The following is a 19,023-nucleotide window of genomic DNA, read 5'->3' as shown; positions in this document are numbered from 1 at the left end:
TTTTTGCTTGCAAAAGATTTTCTTTTTACTTGTCTTTCCTTTTACTTGCCTTTCCTCATTATATTTGTATAAATTTGGTCGATAAAACAAGGTAATATTTAGAACAGTACTCTAATTTAAATATTTTGAATTAGTTGAAGCGTAAAAATCCGGTCTTGTTTTTAAAGCAAGAAAACCCGTCAAAAAAGACGGGCGAAACTATTAACGGGGATACTGCAGGAGGGAACTTGCAGTATCGATTTGCTCTAAGGATGGGTAATATGAGACGTGTATTTTCCTTATTTTTGGCGTTAATGATTGTGATGCAAAGCATCATAGCAGTGGGGGAAGAGCAGATTCCGGCGCTTACAGTGCGGGATTCGGAGCAGGATTTTGTTTTAGATCCGCGGGGAGAAGACAGCGGAAGCGGCGAAGCTTTCGTAGGAGAAGGCGGAAGTGCCGAAGACTTTACTCTTGCGGGAAAAGAAGCTCTTACGGAAGGATCCGGAGAAAGCTTTGAGGATTCCCTTTATCAGGGAATGAATGCCGAGAGCAAAAAGGAAAAAGAGAAAAACACATCCGATCCGGAGCAGGATTTGACCAGTCCTTCCTATTTGGAAGCGAACCAAATCAAAAGCTTCAAGTATGAGGATGAGGAGATTACGGTCAATGCCACTCTTTCCGTGCCGGAAAGTCTGCCGAAGGGAGTGGTTTTTCTGGTGCGCCCGATTAAGGAAGAAGAAAGACCGGAGCAATACAGTGCCTATACCGAGGCGCTTACGGAGCATGAGGAGGACTTCCGGGCGGGGGACCTCCGCCTATATGATATAGGCTTCTTTTTGACGGAAGAAAAAACGGGAGAATACGAGGAAGTCGAGCCGAACCGGGGAACGGTCGATCTGAAATTTTCCTTTCGTAAGCCTCTGGAAGGAAAGGGAGAGCTTCAGGCGACGCATTTACCCTTAAAGAAGGAGAAGAAGGAAGACGGCATCAGTACCTTGGATATTCTGGATGTGAAGAAGGAGGATATCAAGGTCGAGGAACTTTCCGTAAAGGAAGGAAAGAAGTATCTCGGAGATAAGCGGGACAAGCTGGAATTCAGTTTGGACAGCTTTTCCGTTGTTTCCTTTTATAGGGCGGGTACAACAGGAGAAGAGCGAATCAGAAATGATGTCAGCTTCAGTCTGAAAAATCTTACCGGGCGTCTTAGCGGGGAAACGACAGATTCCGACTTCACTGCGACGGAGGCAGGCGGAAAGACGAACTGGAAAATCAACAAGAGTTATAACCCTCTGAATCTGGATACAGTGGAAATGTCGCTCTACTTTGAAGTGAAGAATAATCGAAGCATTAAAAACGGAGATACCATTCGGATTCCGTTTCCGGAGCTTTTGCAGGCTGTGCATGTGAACCCCTCCCCGACGGATCCCTCTATTGCAGACAGCGGAGTATACAACAAAGACGGGAAGAAGGTTTTTCAATATGAAGTAAAAAAGGTGAGCAATCATTACGAGCTTCAGTTGCAATTCACCGAGGGAATAGTGGATGATAACATCCGGGATATTTTGAAAAATATCCCTTTAAAGTTCCGCTTAAATCCTGACAAGATTAAGGCGGAGGGAGAGACCTCCGTAGAAATCAATATTCCGGGAAAGACCCATGTGATGCAATTTCCGGCGATTCCGGAACTCATTTCCGGCGTAAAGAAGACCGCTGAAAACCTCCAAAAGGAGGGAAAGATTCGCTGGACGATTGAAGTCGGAACGGAAAGCAAGGGCGCAAAACTGAACGGCCTCACCGTGACAGATATTTTCGATGAAAATCGTTTAAAATTCCTGGATGCGGAGTGGCAAAATCCGGCGACAAGTTCCAATATCAATATTAAAGAAGCCATAGAAAAGAAAACGAACGGTACCTATTCCTTTACTTTCCCGAAAGAGGGAGAGCCTATTCGTGCACCGCAAAAAATCATTTTCACGACCGGTTTAACAAAGAATATCTATAAAAATCCGCAAAATGTAGAGCAAAATACGGTGGAGCTCAGTCATGAGGATCCTTCCCGTCTGATAAGCGATCCGACAAAGACCCATACGAAGGCTGTTGCGGATATGAGCGTTAAGAAAGTGGAGCTGAAAAAAGAAGGCGGTCAGACTGAGGGAAAGTATATCAGCTGGCAGATGGATTTTAATACGAACCGTGCTTATGCGCATAAAGTGGCGGTTGTGGATAGTCTGAGTTCCGGGCTGATTGTAGACGAAGAGCAGGGAATCAAGATTGAAAGTCTGAACGGACCGAAGAAAATCGTTGTTTTAAAGCAGGGAAACCAAGCACAAAACATTCCGGGCGGCGGAGTAGATGGTCATGCGAGCACGGTGGACTATGTGATTTCTCCCAGCAATATCGGAGGAGGAAATGAGCTTAGGGTCAATTTCGGGACCGGCTTTGATCAGGCTTATCGCATCAGCTTCCGAACCAAGGTGGAGGAAGGAGCGGAGACGACTTCCGCTACCGGAGCCCAGGTTAAAAATACGGCGCATGTAGAGGTGGAATATCCCCTTTCGGACGGGGGAGCGACCGGCGTGACGCAGCTTCCTTCGATTGCCAACGTGCCGTTCCACAAAGCGTTTATTAAGAAAACGGCAGGCGGATGGAATAAGGCATCGGCTCTTATGGGCTGGAGTCTGGATGTATCCACAAGAGGAGACGACTATGACAAAGCGGTCGTTACCGATAACATTACAGGGGACAGTGCCTTAGCGGACCTCAGTATTTCTTACAAGGGTACGGACATTTTAAGGGATGAACCCGTAGCGAACTTTGACAGTGCCGATAAGACGGATACGATAGTAAGCGAGGGAGTGAGCCTTGCGAATCTTACCGTGCGCTATACGCCGAGTGCTACACCCAATACGGCCGGCGGTGTGCTGCAAATCACAGCGGAAAAATTGGGAGCTTCCGTACCTTTGGACTTGTCCAAGCTGAAAATAAGCTACCATACAAAGGCATTGCATTATATCGGGCACAATAAAGAGGCCCATGAGTATAAGAATAAAGCTACACTGGCTATTTACCAGGGAACATTACTGCGGCATGAAATGCAATCCGAGGAGGTAAAGCAAAGCCATTCAAACGATCTTCTGAGGAAGGAAATCAAGACTTTTTACGATGATCAGGAGCAGAGAGCGTATTTCCATTTCACCATTAACGCAAACAATGACGAGTATAAGGGGCTGGAAAACGTGGTTCTTACGGACGACCTCTCCAATATTTTTAAGTTTAGAAAGAAGGACGGAACGGGGGCAACTTCGCTTTCGGCAGAGTATTTTACGATAACCGACGCCTCTGATCCCAAATATCCGACCAAGGCGGTTATTCATAAGGCGGGCGGCGAGCAGAAGCTTTCCGCATCCGAGATTACGATCGATGATACGCATAAGTTGGTAAAAGTGGCCTTGAATCAGCCTTTAGAGAACCGGCTTGAACTGGATGTTTATGCCTATTTAAATGAAGAAGGACGGAAGCGTCTCTATCAATTTTCCGGTACGGACTCATTGCAGGACATGGAAATCTACGCCGGAAATACGGCGAAGCTGGAGTCCACGACTTTCCCGACGAGTCAGGTTAGTAATCCGTCCAATACGGCGGTTACCGTGACGGCGGAAGGGCATGCAAACACGGAGAACTTATGGAATGAAATCCTGAAAAAGACGGGAAAACAGGGAGAAGAGGCGGGAAAAAAGACCAATGTCGTTAATTGGACGGTGAAAATCAACCCACTCGGAGCAAAGCTTTCCGGCTCCTGCATTCTGAGGGATGAAATTCAGGATAAAACCTTCCTGGATTTAGATTCCGTACAGCTTTATGAGGTGGGGCACGTTTCCGGAACGGCCAAGTTGCCGGATACCCCGGAGGGGCTTACTCCGCTTCCCAAGGGCACCGGAGTCTGGAAGGCGGAGCGAAAAAGAAGTTATACGAATGCTTCCAGGGAAGCTTATACCACTGCTTTAGAAATCACCCTTCCGGAAAATACGGATAAGAGTTACATCCTGACCTATAGAACCTATATTAAAATGGTCAAGGGAGAGAGTGCCATAACGCGGGCGGAGAATACCATAACGGATAAGGGCCAGAGTAAGAGCATCGCCGTAGTGGATTTGAATAAAAATATGGACTGGAGTTCCTCCAGCTCTAAAGTGCAGTTTAATATGAAGAAAGTGGATTCTCTTTCCGCAAAGCTTCCGCTTGCAAAGGCAAGATACGGACTCTTCTTAAAGGACGATTTGTCCGAACTGAATACTGCGCTTGCCGCTTCGGATGACGAGAAAGTTCTGGGTCTGGCAGAAGATATTCAGGATACCGATGACAAGGGAGAAATCAGTTTAGCCGGAGATCGGAATAAGGAATACTATATTATGGAGCTAAAGGCTCCCGCAGGCTATAGTCTGGATAAGACAAAGTACGGAACGTATCGGATTAACACCGGAGAAAAATATTTCAAGGATATCTATCCCCTTACCCGGAATATACTTGGAATAGAGGAGAAAAAGGGAGAGCTCTTTACAGACGAGCGTGAGCGTAAGACTTACAAGACAGGGGAACTGACGATTCAGAAGCATTTTGAAGAGCATGCCCTGAGCTTTACCCCGCGTTATACCGGAAAGAATCAGGGAAACCGAAATAACTATACAGCCGTTTTCAAGCTGTCCATTTTCCCGAAGAAGAATGACAATACGGAGAAGCGCGTTTTAAAGTTGAAGAAGCTTTCTGAAGGGGAGTATCAGTATGCCGACTTAAATGCTGCAGATACCGTGGAAGAGCTTCAGACTGCGCCTTCCGTAAACGGAGTAGCCAATCTGCGCTTTAAAGACCTCCCCTGGGGAAAGTATGAACTGGAGGAAATCAAGACGGAAGAGGGCTATACACTTTCGTCGAAAATTCAGTTTGAAGTAAAAGACAATCAGGGTGCGGGAGAAAACCAGGCTGATGTTATTTATAACGGGGCTACCGTTACGGCGCCGATTGCCATTCAAAACTATCCTTCCAAGTTCGCTTTTGAAAAACTCGGAGATTCCGGAAAGCTTACGGAGGGAGAGTTCCGTTTGCACGGAAAGAAGGAAGACTTCTTAAAGGGGGACGGAGCAGCGAATTATACCCTTGTGGAAGACGGGGCAAATGCTTACATCACAATAGATAAAGATAATCTTACCGGGAACGGCTTCAGTCTGGAAGGCGTGTTGAAAGCAGACGGAAAAACCAAGTACGTAATCGAAGAGATGAGTGCACCGAAGGGCTATGAAATCGGGGCGAAGGGAGGATTTAGCTTAAAGGCGGACGGAAGCGGTATTGTAGCTGCAGGCCCGGAGAATCTGGGAAATTTTGGAATAGCCGGCAATACCTTAAAGATGAAGAATCAGCCGACTTCCTTCAGTTTTGATGAGAAAGATCAAAATGACTATGCCGTTTTGGATACCGAATTTGTGATCTATCCTGCTAAGGAAACCGGAGAAAGGGTAAATCCCACGACCCCGCCGTTTACAACTTGGAGAAATCAGACCCAAAATAGTAACACCGTTAAAAAGCTGGAAGCGGACGGCTATTACCGTCTGGAAAGAAGGCAGCAGTCTATCCTCTATGTGCAGAGTAAGAATAATCAAGAAGAGAACAGCGATTACGTTCTTTTTAAAGTAAGTCATGACGGAAAAAGCATGGAGAAAGTCAAGGAAAGAGGACTTTCGGGAGCGGTTTCCGCAAATAAAAAGACGTTGACGATTCGGGCAACCCGTGTTCTGGCACATGCTACTTTGCAGAAGCTGGATGCACTTCCGACCACAGAGGGCGGTACGGATTTTAAAGCTTTGGCGGGGGCGGAGTTTACGCTTTATCAGGTGAAGGATTCCGATCAGAGACTGAAGGCGGAGGGACTCGAAGCCGGCGGAAATATGCTGAGCGCGATTGCGGATTACTTTAATTTCCTGAACAGACCCGAAACCCAAAATGCAAAAGCCCTGGGCGTATACACGACAGACCGGGACGGAAAGATTACGACGAAAAAGGCCGCTAAAAATGAAGTCAAGGTTTATGGTTCAAAATCCCTGACGGAAGGCCTTCCGGTCGGTGTGTACTATTTTGTAGAGACGAAGGAGCCGACCGGTTATACTCTGCAGAAAGAAGGCGCACAAAAAAGAAATATGTCTTTATTGTACGAAACGCCGATCAGGGACAGGAGTTGAAAGCCCAGTCTTTAAGCTCCCGTCTTGATGTGGAAGACGGCATTGCGGCAACAGAGGAAGAAGGAATCGCGCAAAATGATCGTATCCCGGGAACTTTAAAGCTTACCAAGGTGGATTCTCACGATGCAACGAAGAAACTTAGCGGTGCCAAGTACGGCCTCTATACCGACGGTGCAAGCGGAAAGGTAGCGGTACAGAGGGGCGGTGCAGACTATACAGCGATTACGAACGGAAACGGAGAACTTGAGTTTACCGGACTGGATTGGTATAAGAATTACTATATTAAGGAGTTGCAGGAGCCGAGCGGCTATTTGATTGATGACGATTTTTACGGGAAATCGCATGAGAAGAAGCCTTTTACGTTTTCTGCTACAAGTCTTTCCGTAACAACACAGCAAGAAAACAGTAAAAACGGAATTCAGATTAGTATGTTTGGCATCGATCCTTTGCTGTCCTATTCGCCGGAAGATAAGAAAATAGAAAACTGGGAAAATAAGGAAGCAATGAAATCGTATAGTTTCACGATTTCCGGAAATTTCCGCGACGGATCAACGGAGAAAACGTATACGACAGGAAACAGCGGAACGGAATCGGGAGCTGTGCTTATTTCCGGAGACCTTCTTGCCGGACAGGTTTATACCATAAAGGAAGGAACTATGCTTCCCTCCTCTCTTCGTCCGATGAAGGATTTGCAGTTTAAAATCAACAATAAGAACCGTATAGAGCTTATCCAAGCGGATAAGAGCATCATTTCCCATGTGGACAGGAATTACCTGGACCTTGCCAGGGAGCGTACGGCTTTACAGTTTTCAGCAAGGGTGGAACATCAGGAACGCGTCGGAAAGGCGGAAGTTTTACCGCTTTACGGTATTTCCTACCTGCTTTCCGAAGACCCGGCGGGATTGCAGGTTATTCCCGCGAATCAGAAGCTTACGGTAAATGGAGACAGGGTAAGCACGCCGACAGCATTTACCACCTATAAGATAGACTCCGCTGTCCGGACAGGAGAGATTCGTGCCGATAAGCGAAACGGATACCGTCCCTATGCCGAAGGAAGTTTAAGCATCTTCGGACTGGAAAGAGGAAAAAGCTATTATCTTCGTGCCAGTGCAAGTAATTTAGCGGAAGACCCGGATAGCAGGAAGAATCTGGATCTTTCCCCGGACGGCATCGGACTCTACAAGATTACGGTGGCTTCCGACAGCAATATTACGGTGGAAAAGGAAGAAGACGGAGCAAAAGAAAGCTTCAGTCCGGGAGAAGAGCCCATTTTCACATACGGATTGAAGAAGGACAAAATTGCCTTCCATACAACGGACTTTAAGACCAGAACAAAGGATGTCGGGGAGCAGAAATATGCCCTTTACATGAAGAAAGACTGGAGCCTTAAGGATTTGTTGAAAGGAGAGAAAGGAGAAGATGACAGCATAGAGAAGGGGACGGAATATCGTGAAAGAGTGCCGAAAACCGTTATTTCCTATCATGGAGAGGACTACCTTTTACAGGAAGTTTTTGAAAATGATGCGGATGGAAATCTTGCGATAGAGAACCTGACTCTGGCACAAGACTATCTGCTTTTAAATCTTTCCGAAGAAAGAGAGTATGAGAATCCGAGCATGGAGACGGCTTTCCGTATTGTGGAAGAAACGGACGGAAGCAGAACAATGCAGGTTCTTTCCTATGGAAGAGACCTGAGAAATCCGACTCGTCCCAGATACCAGACCGCATTTTCCAAGGGAGAAGAGCTGTACATTCGCAGAACAAAGCGAGATTTGCAGACCGATCTCTACTATCCGATGAATGAGGAAGGAGTCTTGGGAGAAGGGGAAGAAATTGCAGAGAAGCTGACATTCCAGTGGCTGCTTTATCCGAGAGAATCCCATGGCGGAGGTAGTCCGCATGTCAGCAAAACCGGAAGGATTCCGGGGACAAAACCGAATGGCGGTAAACCGGGAGTGGAGGAGACACAGCCGAATAATCCTGCAGTAACGGAGGATGTGGAACTGATTTTTGTCGGTTTGGATAAAAACGGAAATCCGATTTATTTTCCCAAACGCTTATTGCATCCGGAAATTATCCGCTATTTGCAAAAGTACGGATTGCCGCATAAAAGTTCCCAAACGCCCATTTCCAAGAAGGGGAGAATCCTCAGACCCAAGAAGAAAAAAGGAGAAATCGGCGGCGGCTATACCAGGGATGAGATTGCAGACCGTCTGGCGGAGGTTCTCGGTTCCAGCAGAACATTAAGCCAAGAAGACCTGGATGAACTGAATTACATCGGAGAAATCCTTGGTGCGATGCGAAGAGGACAGATGGATATCTATGGCAGATGGGTTGCTACCGGAGACCGTAGCCAATTGCCGGTTTATCTCGGAATGTGTGCGCTCAGTGCCGTCCTTTTGGAAGAGTACTTAAGACGGAAGAAAAAGAAAAGCAAGAGGCATAAAGACAAAGCGAATACGTTATTTCGAATTTCTCTTTTATAAAAGATAAAAGGGGCTGTAAAAAAACGCCCAGAAGAAAAAGTTAGAAAAAGACCGATGAACCGGCATTAGCCGGATTTATCGGTCTTTTTGTGGGGACTTATTTTACAGCCCCTTTTAGGATTTTATAGACATCCCGCTTTCCCATCCCGCGGTCTTTCGCAATCTGTTTCAAAGCATCTTTTTCACTGAAACCCTCGTTAAGATAATATGAAAAATGCTCTTCTATCGAGAATTCTTCCCACTTGGCCTGCGCTTCCTCTTTCTTTTTCTCACGGGACGCTCCGGCAAGGACCAGCACATATTCTCCTCTGGGTTCTTCCTCCCGGTATTTCCGAATGGCGTCATCCAAACTGAAATACAGCACTTCTTCATGTTTTTTGGTCAGTTCCCTCGCAAGGCTTAAAGCTCGATTTTCCTGAAAAGTCTCTCGAAGATCTTCGAGAGTTTTCTTTAAATGGTGCGGGGCCTCATAAAGGATTATCGTTCGTTCCTCTGTGCTCAGGCTCTCCAAAATCGCCTTTCGTTCTTTTTTATTGCTCTTTTCCGTAGGGAGAAAGGCCTCAAAGACAAAGCGTCTTGTACTCAGAGCGGAAAGTGTCAGGGCAGTCACAAAGGCGGCAGGACCGGGAAGACTTTCTACGCGAATGCCGGCGTCAATTGCCTGCCGTACCAGTTCTTCTCCGGGATCGCTGATGCAGGGAGTGCCGGCATCGGTAATGAGGGCAATATTTTCCCCTTTTAAAAGACGTGAGACGAGTTCTCTCGCTTTTTCGACCTTGTTAAACTCATGGTAGGCGGTCATCGGCGTTTTAATTTCGAAGTGATTTAAAAGTTTAATGGAATTTCTTGTATCCTCTGCGGCAATGCAGTCCGCCTCTTTCAGCGTGCGGAGCACTCGGAAGCTGATGTCTTCCAGATTTCCTATAGGGGTGGCACAAAGGCTTAATGTTCCGCTTTCCATGACTTAAGAGAGCTCCTTTCCGTGCAAAGGGGATTGCCTAAAGTTTCAGAATGAATAGTACTACAGTTCAGGGCGATTGCCCAGTCCTATACGATGGAAAATGGAGTTCTCGCGAACTTCTTTATTCATAACGAGTATCGTGCGCAAAGTGTGCGATATCTCGTTTAAATAGCATTCATGTAAGAAAATATATTTTTTTCTAGGTAAATTAGTTGAGAAAGCATATATAATGGCAGTAGTTAGCATAGGTCGTTGGAGTTTTTTGCAGGTTTAATAGTTCATAGTAAATGAGAGGTTTTAAAATGGATAATGAAATTAAAATCTTTGAAGGGAACCGGATTCGCTCAAGTTGGGATGAGGAAAGGGAAGAGTGGTATTTTTCAATTATTGATATTCTAGGGATTCTTACAGAAAGTGAAAATCCAAGAAAATATTGGAGCGTGTTAAAAGTAAGGCTGAAAAAAGAGGGCAATGAACTGGCTACAATTTGTAGCCAGTTGAAAATGAAAGCCTCAGACGGAAAAATGAGGCAAACGGATGTAGCCAATATGCAGGGGATTTTCCGCATTATTCAATCCGTACCATCTCCCAAGGCAGAACCCTTTAAGATGTGGTTGGCAGAAGTTGGAAAAGAAAGAATAGATGAAATTATAGATCCGGAGTTGACGATAGATAGAGCTTTGGAAACTTATGTGCAGAAGGGATATTCAAGAGAATGGATTAATCAGAGATTACAAGCCATTCAAGTAAGAAAAGAACTGACTGATGCTTGGCAAGACCATGGAGTAGAAGAGGGCAAAGAATATGCCATACTAACCAATGAAATATCTAAAGCTTGGAGCGGTATGACAACAAGAGAGTACAAAGACTTCAAAGGATTGAAGAAGCAAAATCTTAGGGATAATATGAGTAGTACCGAGTTAATATTAAATATGCTTGCGGAAGCGGCTACAAAGGATATTACTAATGCGACAAATCCCTATGGATTAGAAGAGAATAGGCAAGCGGCAAGAGACGGTGGTAAGATTGCCGGAAATGCGAGAAAAGAAATTGAGGAGCATACCGGGAAAGCAGTCATCACCTCTCAAAATGCAATTGATTTTGGAAAGTTGATTAATGATGTAACGAAAGAGCTGCCTGAAAACAGGATAGATAGGAGTAAAAGAAATGATTAATATTAGAAAACTGGAGAGTGAATTATGGGAGTCGGCAGATTTACTCCGCTCAGGTTCACCGTTAACATCAAATCAATATTGCATGCCTGTTCTTGGTCTTATTTTTTTACGCTATGCCTATAGCAGATTCAAACTGGTTGAAGCAGAGATTTTAAAAGACAGACCATCCCGTGGTGGAAGAGTCATGCCAGTGGAAGCCAGTGATTTTACAGCTAAGAGTGCTCTTTTTCTACCCAAAGAAGCCCAATACGATTATCTGCTTAATCTTCCGGATGACATTTCTTCTGCCGAGCTCAAAAATAAAGATGGTCATACTATGAGGAGTCTTGGCGAAGTAGTAAATAATGCCATGTCTTTAATAGAAGAGCAGAGCGAGCAGTTAGTAGGTATTCTTCCGAAAAGTTATACAGATTTTGCCGATGGAATATTGTCAGAACTCCTTCGTATTTTTAACAATTCTGCATTGGATGAAGTGGGAGGAGATATTATCGGAAGAATTTATGAGTATTTTCTGAACAAGTTTGCAAAGAGCATCGCTTCGGATGATGGTATGTTCTTTACACCAAAATCCCTTGTGAAGATGATTGTCAATATACTTGAACCCAAGAGTGGAATTTTACTTGATCCGGCTTGTGGGTCAGGGGGGATGTTTATTCAGTCCGGGGATTTTGTTAATGAAGCGGGGATGAATGCTAATAGCACAATGACCTTTTATGGACAGGAGAAAACACCCTATAACGCACAGCTCTGCCTTATGAATATGGCAGTACATGGGCTTACCGGCGTTATTAAAGCAGGGGAGAGTGCAAATACTTTTTATCATGATGCCCATAATTTGGATGGGCGTTGTGATTATGTTATGGCAAATCCTCCATTTAATGTAGATAAAGTAAAAGCGGAGTCCTGCGAAAGTGCAAAGAGACTTCCTTTTGGTATGCCGGGAATCAATAAAGATAAGGAAGTCGGAAATGCAAATTATCTTTGGGTTTCCTATTTTTACAGCTATTTAAAGGAAAATGGGCGTGCAGGTTTTGTTATGGCTTCTTCTGCTACAGACAGTCAAGGAAAGGATAAGGATATTAGAGAGAAGCTGATAAGAACAGGTCATGTAGATGTTATGGTTAGCGTGGGAAATAACTTTTTCTATACGAAATCGCTTCCTTGTTCTCTTTGGTTCTTTGATAAGGGAAAGACTGAAAAAACAAAGGACAAGCTTCTTTTTATAGATGCAAGAAATTATTACACCGTGGTGGATCGTACTCTGAACGAGTGGTCTGAGTGGCAGTTAAAAAATCTAAATGCTATTGTATGGCTTTATCGTGGAGAGATAGAGAAATATATAGCTCTTTTAAATGAATATTATACAGTACTTGGTAATGAGAAATCTTTTGCAGAGCTAATAGATGAATTAACACAGAAGATAAAACAATGTAAAGAGGAAGCAAAAAAAGCAGTAGAGAATGCCGGAAGAAGTGAAAAGAAAAAGAAGCAGGAAGAATATGATGACAAACTTTCCGCTCTTTCAGATATATTAAACGTTGCTAAAGAAGCCCAATGGCTGTACGAGAAATTCGGAGAAGGAAAGTATCAAGATATCCCGGGGCTTTGCAAAGTGGCATACACCACTGAAGAAGCGAAGTTAGACAGTCAAGATAGTGTCAGTATAGAAGAAAAAGCTTGGTCCCTTACTCCGGGGGCTTATGTTGGTGTAGCTCCCATTGAAGATGATGGAGTTAACTTTGAAGAACGTATGGTGGAAATTCACAGAGAACTTCTATCCTTACAGGCAGAATCTAATGACTTGATGGAGGCTATCTCTAAAAATATGAAGGAGATGGGGCTATGAGTTGGGATAAAGTAAGACTTGGAGATATTTGTACAAAAATTGGAAGTGGCGCAACTCCAAAAGGAGGTTCATCAGTTTACCAAAAGAGAGGAATAAGTTTTATTAGAAGTCAAAATGTTTATAACCTTGCTTTTGATATTAGCGGATTAGTATTTGTTAATGAACAGGCAGCTGAAAGACTTAATGGAGTCACTCTGGAGGAGAATGATGTATTGCTAAATATAACGGGAGATTCAGTTGCTCGAACTTGTATGGTTCCCAAGTCATTACTTCCGGCAAGAGTTAATCAACATGTTGCAATCGTTAGACCCAGCAAAGAAAAATTAGACCCATTTTTTCTGATGTATTACCTTGCAAGTCCATTTATGCAATCTTATATGCTTAACCTAGCTGTTGGAAAAGGTGCATCTAGAAATGCGATGACAAAGGAAATGATAGAAAATTTTGAAATTCCTTGCCCGCACTTAGATATCCAAAAAAAATAGTAAGTGTGCTAAGGCCATATGACAATCTCATTAAGAATAATCAAAAACAAATAAAACTTCTTGAAGAGGCTGCACAGCGATTGTATAAAGAGTGGTTTGTGGATTTGCGCTTTCCGGGATATGAGCAGTCGAAGATTATTGAGGATGTACCGAAAGGTTGGAAAAAAATGCCATTATCAAATATTGCTCCAATACTTACGGGGAAAAAAGATGCTAATTATGGACAGGATAATGGAAAATATTTATTTTTCACTTGTGCCCAAGAACCAATTAGATCACATGCATATTCTTTTGATTGTGCTGCAGTTATTTTGGCGGGAAATGGTGATTTTAATGTTAAGTTGTATAGAGGAAAGTTTGAAGCTTATCAAAGAACTTATGTTTTTTCACCGTATAATATTCAAAATTTGTATTTATTATATTACGCAATTAGAGAAAACATGCATCAACTGATTTTGGGAGCGAGTGGTTCTACGATTAAATTTTTAACGAAGCAGATGCTTGAAGGTATAAAAGTAAGCATACCTAACAAAGAAATTATGGGTAGATTTTTTGATTATAGTGAAGGATATCAAAGGAAAATAGAAAATTTAAAACAGCAAATTTGGATTGCACAAGAAGCTCGTGACCGCTTGCTTCCAAAACTTATGAGTGGAGAGATTACGATATAAAGGAGAGAACTATGAGTTCAGACTATGATGGCGTAAAATTCTATAGTAGTCATGATCTGAGTATTGGATGGAATTTAGAAAAAGCTGAGCCTATTTTACATGCATTCTTTCCTGATAAGATGTTTGATTCAATGAATGAAATCATTGAGCTATATAATATTAAAGAGCTTATCGATTTAGACAGACCCTTAAGAAGATGGTCTACAGAAACATATAAAGAATACAAAACAAAGGTTAAGTTATTTACAGCGATTATTGCAAAATACTTCTCCCGGATTAACAATGAGAATTTTATCGAAATTGTTCACAATGTGGATATCCATTATTTAAAGGACTTTTGGACATTGTTTGAGAACTATAAGGCCTATGAGCATGTTGAGGATGAGATATTTAAAGAATATCTTCTTTTGTCGAAAATCAGTTTGCTCGAAATCTTAAAACATGAGAAATTAGTGAAGGCTTATAATGGGCAATTAGCAGAATTACTACGTACATCAGATCAAACTTGTGAAATACTGGTTGCCTGCTATTTAGCTGAGCAGGAGGATACTAGATACTATATACCGTCCTTATTAAAACCTGAAGAATTTGAACTGATATTTCAAAAATTCATCGATTCCGTAGATCCGAGTCCTAATACCCTTAGATTAATCATTCATTCACAAAGTAGTAGAGAATGTCCAATAAGTGATAGGATAAAACTAAATGCAAAAAAGAAATATGAGGAATTTTGGTCTGGTCGAGATAGTAAAGTTAGTCATGTTGGTTATAAATATAGTATTAGTTTAATTGAGCAGGAAGAATACCAAAAGTGTATAAATGATGAGCATGGAATATATATTTCTTATGATAGGAAATGGCTGGAAGAAAATTTAGATTATCCAACAATATTGAATAATTTTTTCTATGTTTTTGAGATGTTTGATAGATGTTGGAGAAGTACGCTTCCATCATTAAAAGTGAAAATTGATGTTTTAGAAAGCATAACTGCCAATAATGGGAAAAACGCTTATCCAAGAGGAAGTTGGTATCTATCTAGGAATATTATAGCATCTCTCCAGATGGGCATGTATAAAGCACTTTTAGAAGAGCATAGGATAAACCTTGAAGATGTTTTTGTGTGGTTTTTTACAGAATATTTACAGAATGAATTCAATACGCATGGATTTTTCATGCAGTCTTCCAACTCTTCCAATTATGCAGAAAAGTGTCGTACTCTAGTTTCAGAAATGGATGGGATTTTAAAACAATTTCGAATGTTTGTACAAGATGGTGTTGTGGATAGAGAACTTTATGAAATGTCGTCAGCGCCACTATCTTTTGAAAGTATACCAAGCCTTATTGGAGAAAAATATGCCTATGCCTGTACAGAAGATATCCAACAAGAAATGAATACCCTATTCTCGTCTCAATTAACATATGTAGAAAAGCTTGAATCAAAATACTCATCACTATTTGAAGTTCTTACGAATGAAAAAGTGTCAGTAGAAGATTTTGCACCATTTCAAGAACCTGTCTTAAAGTGGTTAATAGATAGAGGAACAATCTTACTTAATCATGATGGGACTATATCTTATGATAGAGAGAGAGCCTTTTTATTGAGAGAATTATATGAGCATGAAGTTATATGTATTCATTATTTGAGTACAACACGCTCTGCTTTGAAAGAAATGATAAATGCAGGAGATATTAGGATAGAAAGTACACTCTTTTCGGTACCGGAGAAGAATTATTTAAACTTTATGCTCAATAGGTCGCAGTATAGTGACGGACTTGATATACGTAATAAGTATGCTCATAGCACATATACAATAAATAAAGATGTGCAACAGATGGATTATATAGAGTTATTAAAGATAATGGTTCTTATCGTGACTAAAATCAACGAGGAATTTTGTTTAAGAGAAGATAGGTTAAAGGAGGAATCCTATGGGCTATGATTATTCTGAAAATTTACTAGTACAAGAAAGCGCCGGAAATCTCCTCCGTGAAGAGCTGGGCTGGGACGTTCAATTCGCGTTTGAAGCGGAAAAATTAGGAAAAGATGGTAGCTTCGGAAGAGAAAGCTATAAGGAAATCCTTTTGACTCGTTATTTTGAAGAGGCGATTAGGAAGTTTAATCCGTGGATACAGGATGCTCAAATTGTTCAAGCGAGGGATGCTTTAGAACAGAGATTATCCACCTCATCTTTACTACAGATCAATGAAGAAAAATACTTTCTACTTCGGGATGGAATTCCAGTTACAATAAAAAACCAAATGGACAGACAGAAATAAAGAAGGCTACGATTATTGATTTTCAAAATCCGGAAAATAATTATTTTCTAGCAATCAAAGAATTGAAGATATATGGTGAACTTTATCGTAGAAGAACGGATATTGTCGGGTTTGTAAATGGAATTCCACTTCTCTTTGTGGAGCTTAAAAAGAGCACGGTCGATGTCCAAAATGCTTATGAGGATAATTACACTGATTATCAGGATACTATTCCCCATCTTTTCTACTACAATGCTTTTTTGATACTTTCCAATGGCTTGGAAGCGAGGGTGGGAACTCTTGGCAGTAAGTTTGAGTTTTTCCATGAATGGAAGCGCCTTACGGAAGAAGATGAAGGAAGCGTAGCTTTAGAAACAATGCTTCGTGGAATCTGTAAAAAAGAGAATTTTTTGGACTTATTTGAAAACTTTATCTTATATGATCATTCTGATGGGAATACAGCTAAGATTCTGGCTCGAAATCACCAATACTTAGGCGTAAATGAAGCTATGAAAGCTTATGCTTCGAGGAAGATAAATGACGGAAAACTTGGTGTGTTTTGGCATACACAAGGGTCAGGGAAAAGTTATTCTATGCTCTTCTTTGCGAAAAAAGTGCGAAGAAAAATGGAAGGAACACCTACTTTTGTGATCCTTACAGATCGTGACGAATTGAATACGCAGATTAGCGACACTTTTGAAAATTGCGGACTATTAGGAAAAGATATTAAGGCATCAAAGTTTATTGCTTCCAGCGGAGAAGATCTCATACAAAAGTTGAAAGGCAATCCAAGCTTTATTTTCACTTTGATTCAGAAATTCAACCAATCGAATGTAGAACCGATTTATCCGGATCATGATTTAATTATCATGTCTGATGAAGCCCACCGTAGTCAGTATGGTATATTTGCAGATAACATGATGAAGCTATTACCGACAGCTGCACGCATAGGCTTTACAGGGACGCCGCTCTTATCCAGCGACAATATTACAGCGAGAACCTTTGGAGGCTATGTTTCAGTTTATGATTTTAAGCGTGCTGTAGAGGATGGAGCAACAGTGCCACTGTATTATGAGAATCGTGGTGAGAAAATTCTTGATCTTCATAATCCGGAAATTACTAATCAAATCTTAGAGGCCATAGAGAATGCAGATATAGATGTGGATCAGCAGGATAAGTTAGAGATGGAATTTGCTAAAGAAATACATTTGCTTACTGCCGAGCCTAGACTACGTTCGATAGCCCGTGATTTTGTGCATCACTATTCCGACCTATGGACTAGTGGGAAAGCAATGTTTGTTTGTCTTAATAAAGTGACTTGTGTTCGGATGTACAATTATGTACGGGAATACTGGAAAGAAGAAATTGAAAGCATAAAATCTTCCCTAAGCTTAGCCACTCAGCAGGAAAGGAAGGAACTGGAACGAAAACTAAAGTGGATGCAAGAAACAGAAATGGCTGTTGTCATCAGTCAGGAACAAAATGAAATTCAAACTTTTAAAAAGTGGGGCTTAGATATAAAGTTTCATAGAGAAAAAATGGAGAAGCGAGAGCTGGATAAGGAATTTAAAGACTCAAAATCTTCACTTCGTGTTGTGTTTGTTTGTGCAATGTGGCTTACAGGATTTGATGTAAAAAGTTTATCCTGTCTTTATTTGGATAAGCCATTAAAGGCTCATACCTTGATGCAAACGATTGCAAGGGCGAATCGTGTCAGTGCAGGGAAGAGCAATGGACTGATTATTGATTACATAGGTATTGTGAAAGCCCTAAGAAAAGCGTTAGCAGATTATACAGCTAATGTTGGTGGCATCGGTGGATTGGATCCTACTGTAGACAAGGAGCAATTGATACATCGTATTTTGGAAACGATTGGTAAAGCAGAACTGTTTTTGTCCGGAAAAGGAATAAATTTAACAGAGCTTATTCATGCAATAGATTTTGAAAAGCTATACTATTTGCAAAAGGCAGCTAATGCTGTATGTGATTCACTTGAGGATAAGAAAACATTTACAACTTACGCATCAGAACTGAATCGCTTGGTGAGATATGCAGATAGGGAGGATTTATACGGTTATACTCGTAAACAATTTGAAGCGATTTCTGCTATTTATGGAGAGTTACAGAAAAAACGGAAGCATATCAACACTGTAGATTTGATGATTCAGATTCATAATATTATCGATGAGCACATTGAAGTTGAGGAATTATCAGGCGTTGTTTGTGATGCCTATCGCAGGTTTGATATCAGTGCAATTAATTTTGATTTACTCAGAAAAGAATTTGCTAGAGCACAGACTAAGAATCTTGTGATGAAAGATTTAGAAGAACTCATACAACAGCGTCTTGATGGATTGCTATTTACGAATCCTAATAGAGTTAATTATTATGAACGATACCAGCAGATTATTAAAGACTATAACGCAGAACAGGATAGAGCCAATATTGAAAAGACTTTTATGGATTTAATGGACTTGGCTGAGCAAATGACAAAAGAAGAACAGCGTTATGCTAGAGAGGACTTTGATAATGACGAGGAACTTTCCCTTTATGATATGCTTTTCCGAGATAATCTGACTAAAGCTGAAATTCAGAAATTAAAAGAAGTGGCCTCAGTTCTTCTCCAAAAAATAAAATCTAAAATTGCCGAACTTGACCACTGGACAGATAAACAGGAAACGAAGGCTGAGATCGATAACTTAATAAGAGATACGTTATGGGAAAAATTACCGGAGTGTTATGACGAACTTAGTATCTCTGAGTATCGTCAAAAGATTTATGAGTATTTTTATACAAGATATAAAACAGTGGCATAAGAATAAGAAATATTAAATTAATCTCAGTTTAAAATAATTAGAGGGAAGGCTATGAGAAACAGGCTAATCAAAAATGACATAGAATAAGTGTTATAGAAAATTCTAAAAATAGACGTGA

10 protein-coding genes are annotated in these 19,023 nt (G+C 41.5%); 9 read left to right on the top strand and 1 reads right to left on the bottom strand.

Annotation, left to right across the window (positions count from 1 at the left end; genetic code table 11):
- The first annotated feature begins 260 nt into the window (after positions 1–260).
- Both HMPREF9124_RS09470 and HMPREF9124_RS11500 read left to right on the top strand, forming a co-directional pair.
- Positions 261–6,209 carry a SpaA isopeptide-forming pilin-related protein gene (locus HMPREF9124_RS09470; protein WP_009428736.1) on the top strand — a complete coding sequence of 1,983 codons (5,949 nt, stop codon included), beginning with the start codon at positions 261–263 and terminating at the stop codon, positions 6,207–6,209.
- Complete coding sequence (locus HMPREF9124_RS11500) at positions 6,206–8,695, top strand: MSCRAMM family protein (RefSeq protein WP_009428212.1); 2,490 nt, start codon at positions 6,206–6,208, stop codon at positions 8,693–8,695. The genes HMPREF9124_RS09470 and HMPREF9124_RS11500 overlap by 4 nt, the downstream gene beginning before the upstream one ends.
- A 97-nt stretch (positions 8,696–8,792) precedes the next feature.
- Here the strand turns inward: HMPREF9124_RS11500 and rsmI are convergent, their stop codons facing one another.
- Entirely contained in the window at positions 8,793–9,656 is an 864-nt protein-coding gene (gene rsmI, locus HMPREF9124_RS09465; protein ID WP_009429500.1) for a 16S rRNA (cytidine(1402)-2'-O)-methyltransferase, read from the bottom strand.
- A 302-nt stretch (positions 9,657–9,958) separates the two neighbouring features.
- On the opposite strand from rsmI, the gene HMPREF9124_RS09460 reads away from it, so the two are divergent.
- The 7 genes from HMPREF9124_RS09460 to HMPREF9124_RS09440 are packed head-to-tail and all read left to right on the top strand — an operon-like array spanning position 9,959 to position 18,905.
- Positions 9,959–10,831: a BRO family protein gene (locus HMPREF9124_RS09460; RefSeq protein ID WP_009428938.1), complete on the top strand. Its 873-nt coding sequence runs from the start codon at positions 9,959–9,961 to the stop codon at positions 10,829–10,831.
- Positions 10,824–12,677 (top strand): HsdM family class I SAM-dependent methyltransferase, encoded by a 1,854-nt coding sequence (locus HMPREF9124_RS09455; protein ID WP_009428427.1) that lies wholly within the window; start codon positions 10,824–10,826, stop codon positions 12,675–12,677. The genes HMPREF9124_RS09460 and HMPREF9124_RS09455 overlap by 8 nt, the downstream gene beginning before the upstream one ends.
- The gene (locus HMPREF9124_RS11495) at positions 12,674–13,162 is read left to right on the top strand and encodes a restriction endonuclease subunit S (RefSeq protein ID WP_050791214.1); all 489 of its coding nucleotides are present in this window, start codon (positions 12,674–12,676) and stop codon (positions 13,160–13,162) included. The genes HMPREF9124_RS09455 and HMPREF9124_RS11495 overlap by 4 nt, the downstream gene beginning before the upstream one ends.
- On the top strand, positions 13,132–13,833 hold the full coding sequence (locus HMPREF9124_RS11490; RefSeq protein WP_009428758.1) for a restriction endonuclease subunit S: 702 nt from the start codon (positions 13,132–13,134) through the stop codon (positions 13,831–13,833). Before HMPREF9124_RS11495 ends, HMPREF9124_RS11490 begins: the two co-directional genes overlap by 31 nt.
- Before the next feature lie 11 nt (positions 13,834–13,844).
- The gene (locus tag HMPREF9124_RS09445; protein ID WP_009428101.1) at positions 13,845–15,773 is read left to right on the top strand and encodes a hypothetical protein; all 1,929 of its coding nucleotides are present in this window, start codon (positions 13,845–13,847) and stop codon (positions 15,771–15,773) included.
- Positions 15,763–16,110: a type I restriction endonuclease gene (locus HMPREF9124_RS12395; protein ID WP_009427737.1), complete on the top strand. Its 348-nt coding sequence runs from the start codon at positions 15,763–15,765 to the stop codon at positions 16,108–16,110. The genes HMPREF9124_RS09445 and HMPREF9124_RS12395 overlap by 11 nt, the downstream gene beginning before the upstream one ends.
- The gene (locus HMPREF9124_RS09440; RefSeq protein WP_330367771.1) at positions 16,047–18,905 is read left to right on the top strand and encodes a type I restriction endonuclease subunit R; all 2,859 of its coding nucleotides are present in this window, start codon (positions 16,047–16,049) and stop codon (positions 18,903–18,905) included. Before HMPREF9124_RS12395 ends, HMPREF9124_RS09440 begins: the two co-directional genes overlap by 64 nt.
- The last annotated feature ends 118 nt before the right edge of the window (positions 18,906–19,023 follow it).

Origin of the sequence: Oribacterium sp. oral taxon 108 str. F0425 (assembly GCF_000214455.1) — a bacterium.
GTDB classification, from domain to species: domain Bacteria; phylum Bacillota; class Clostridia; order Lachnospirales; family Lachnospiraceae; genus Oribacterium; species Oribacterium asaccharolyticum.
Note: the sequence above shows the minus strand (reverse complement) of the source record. Positions and strands in the feature narration are given on the sequence as shown.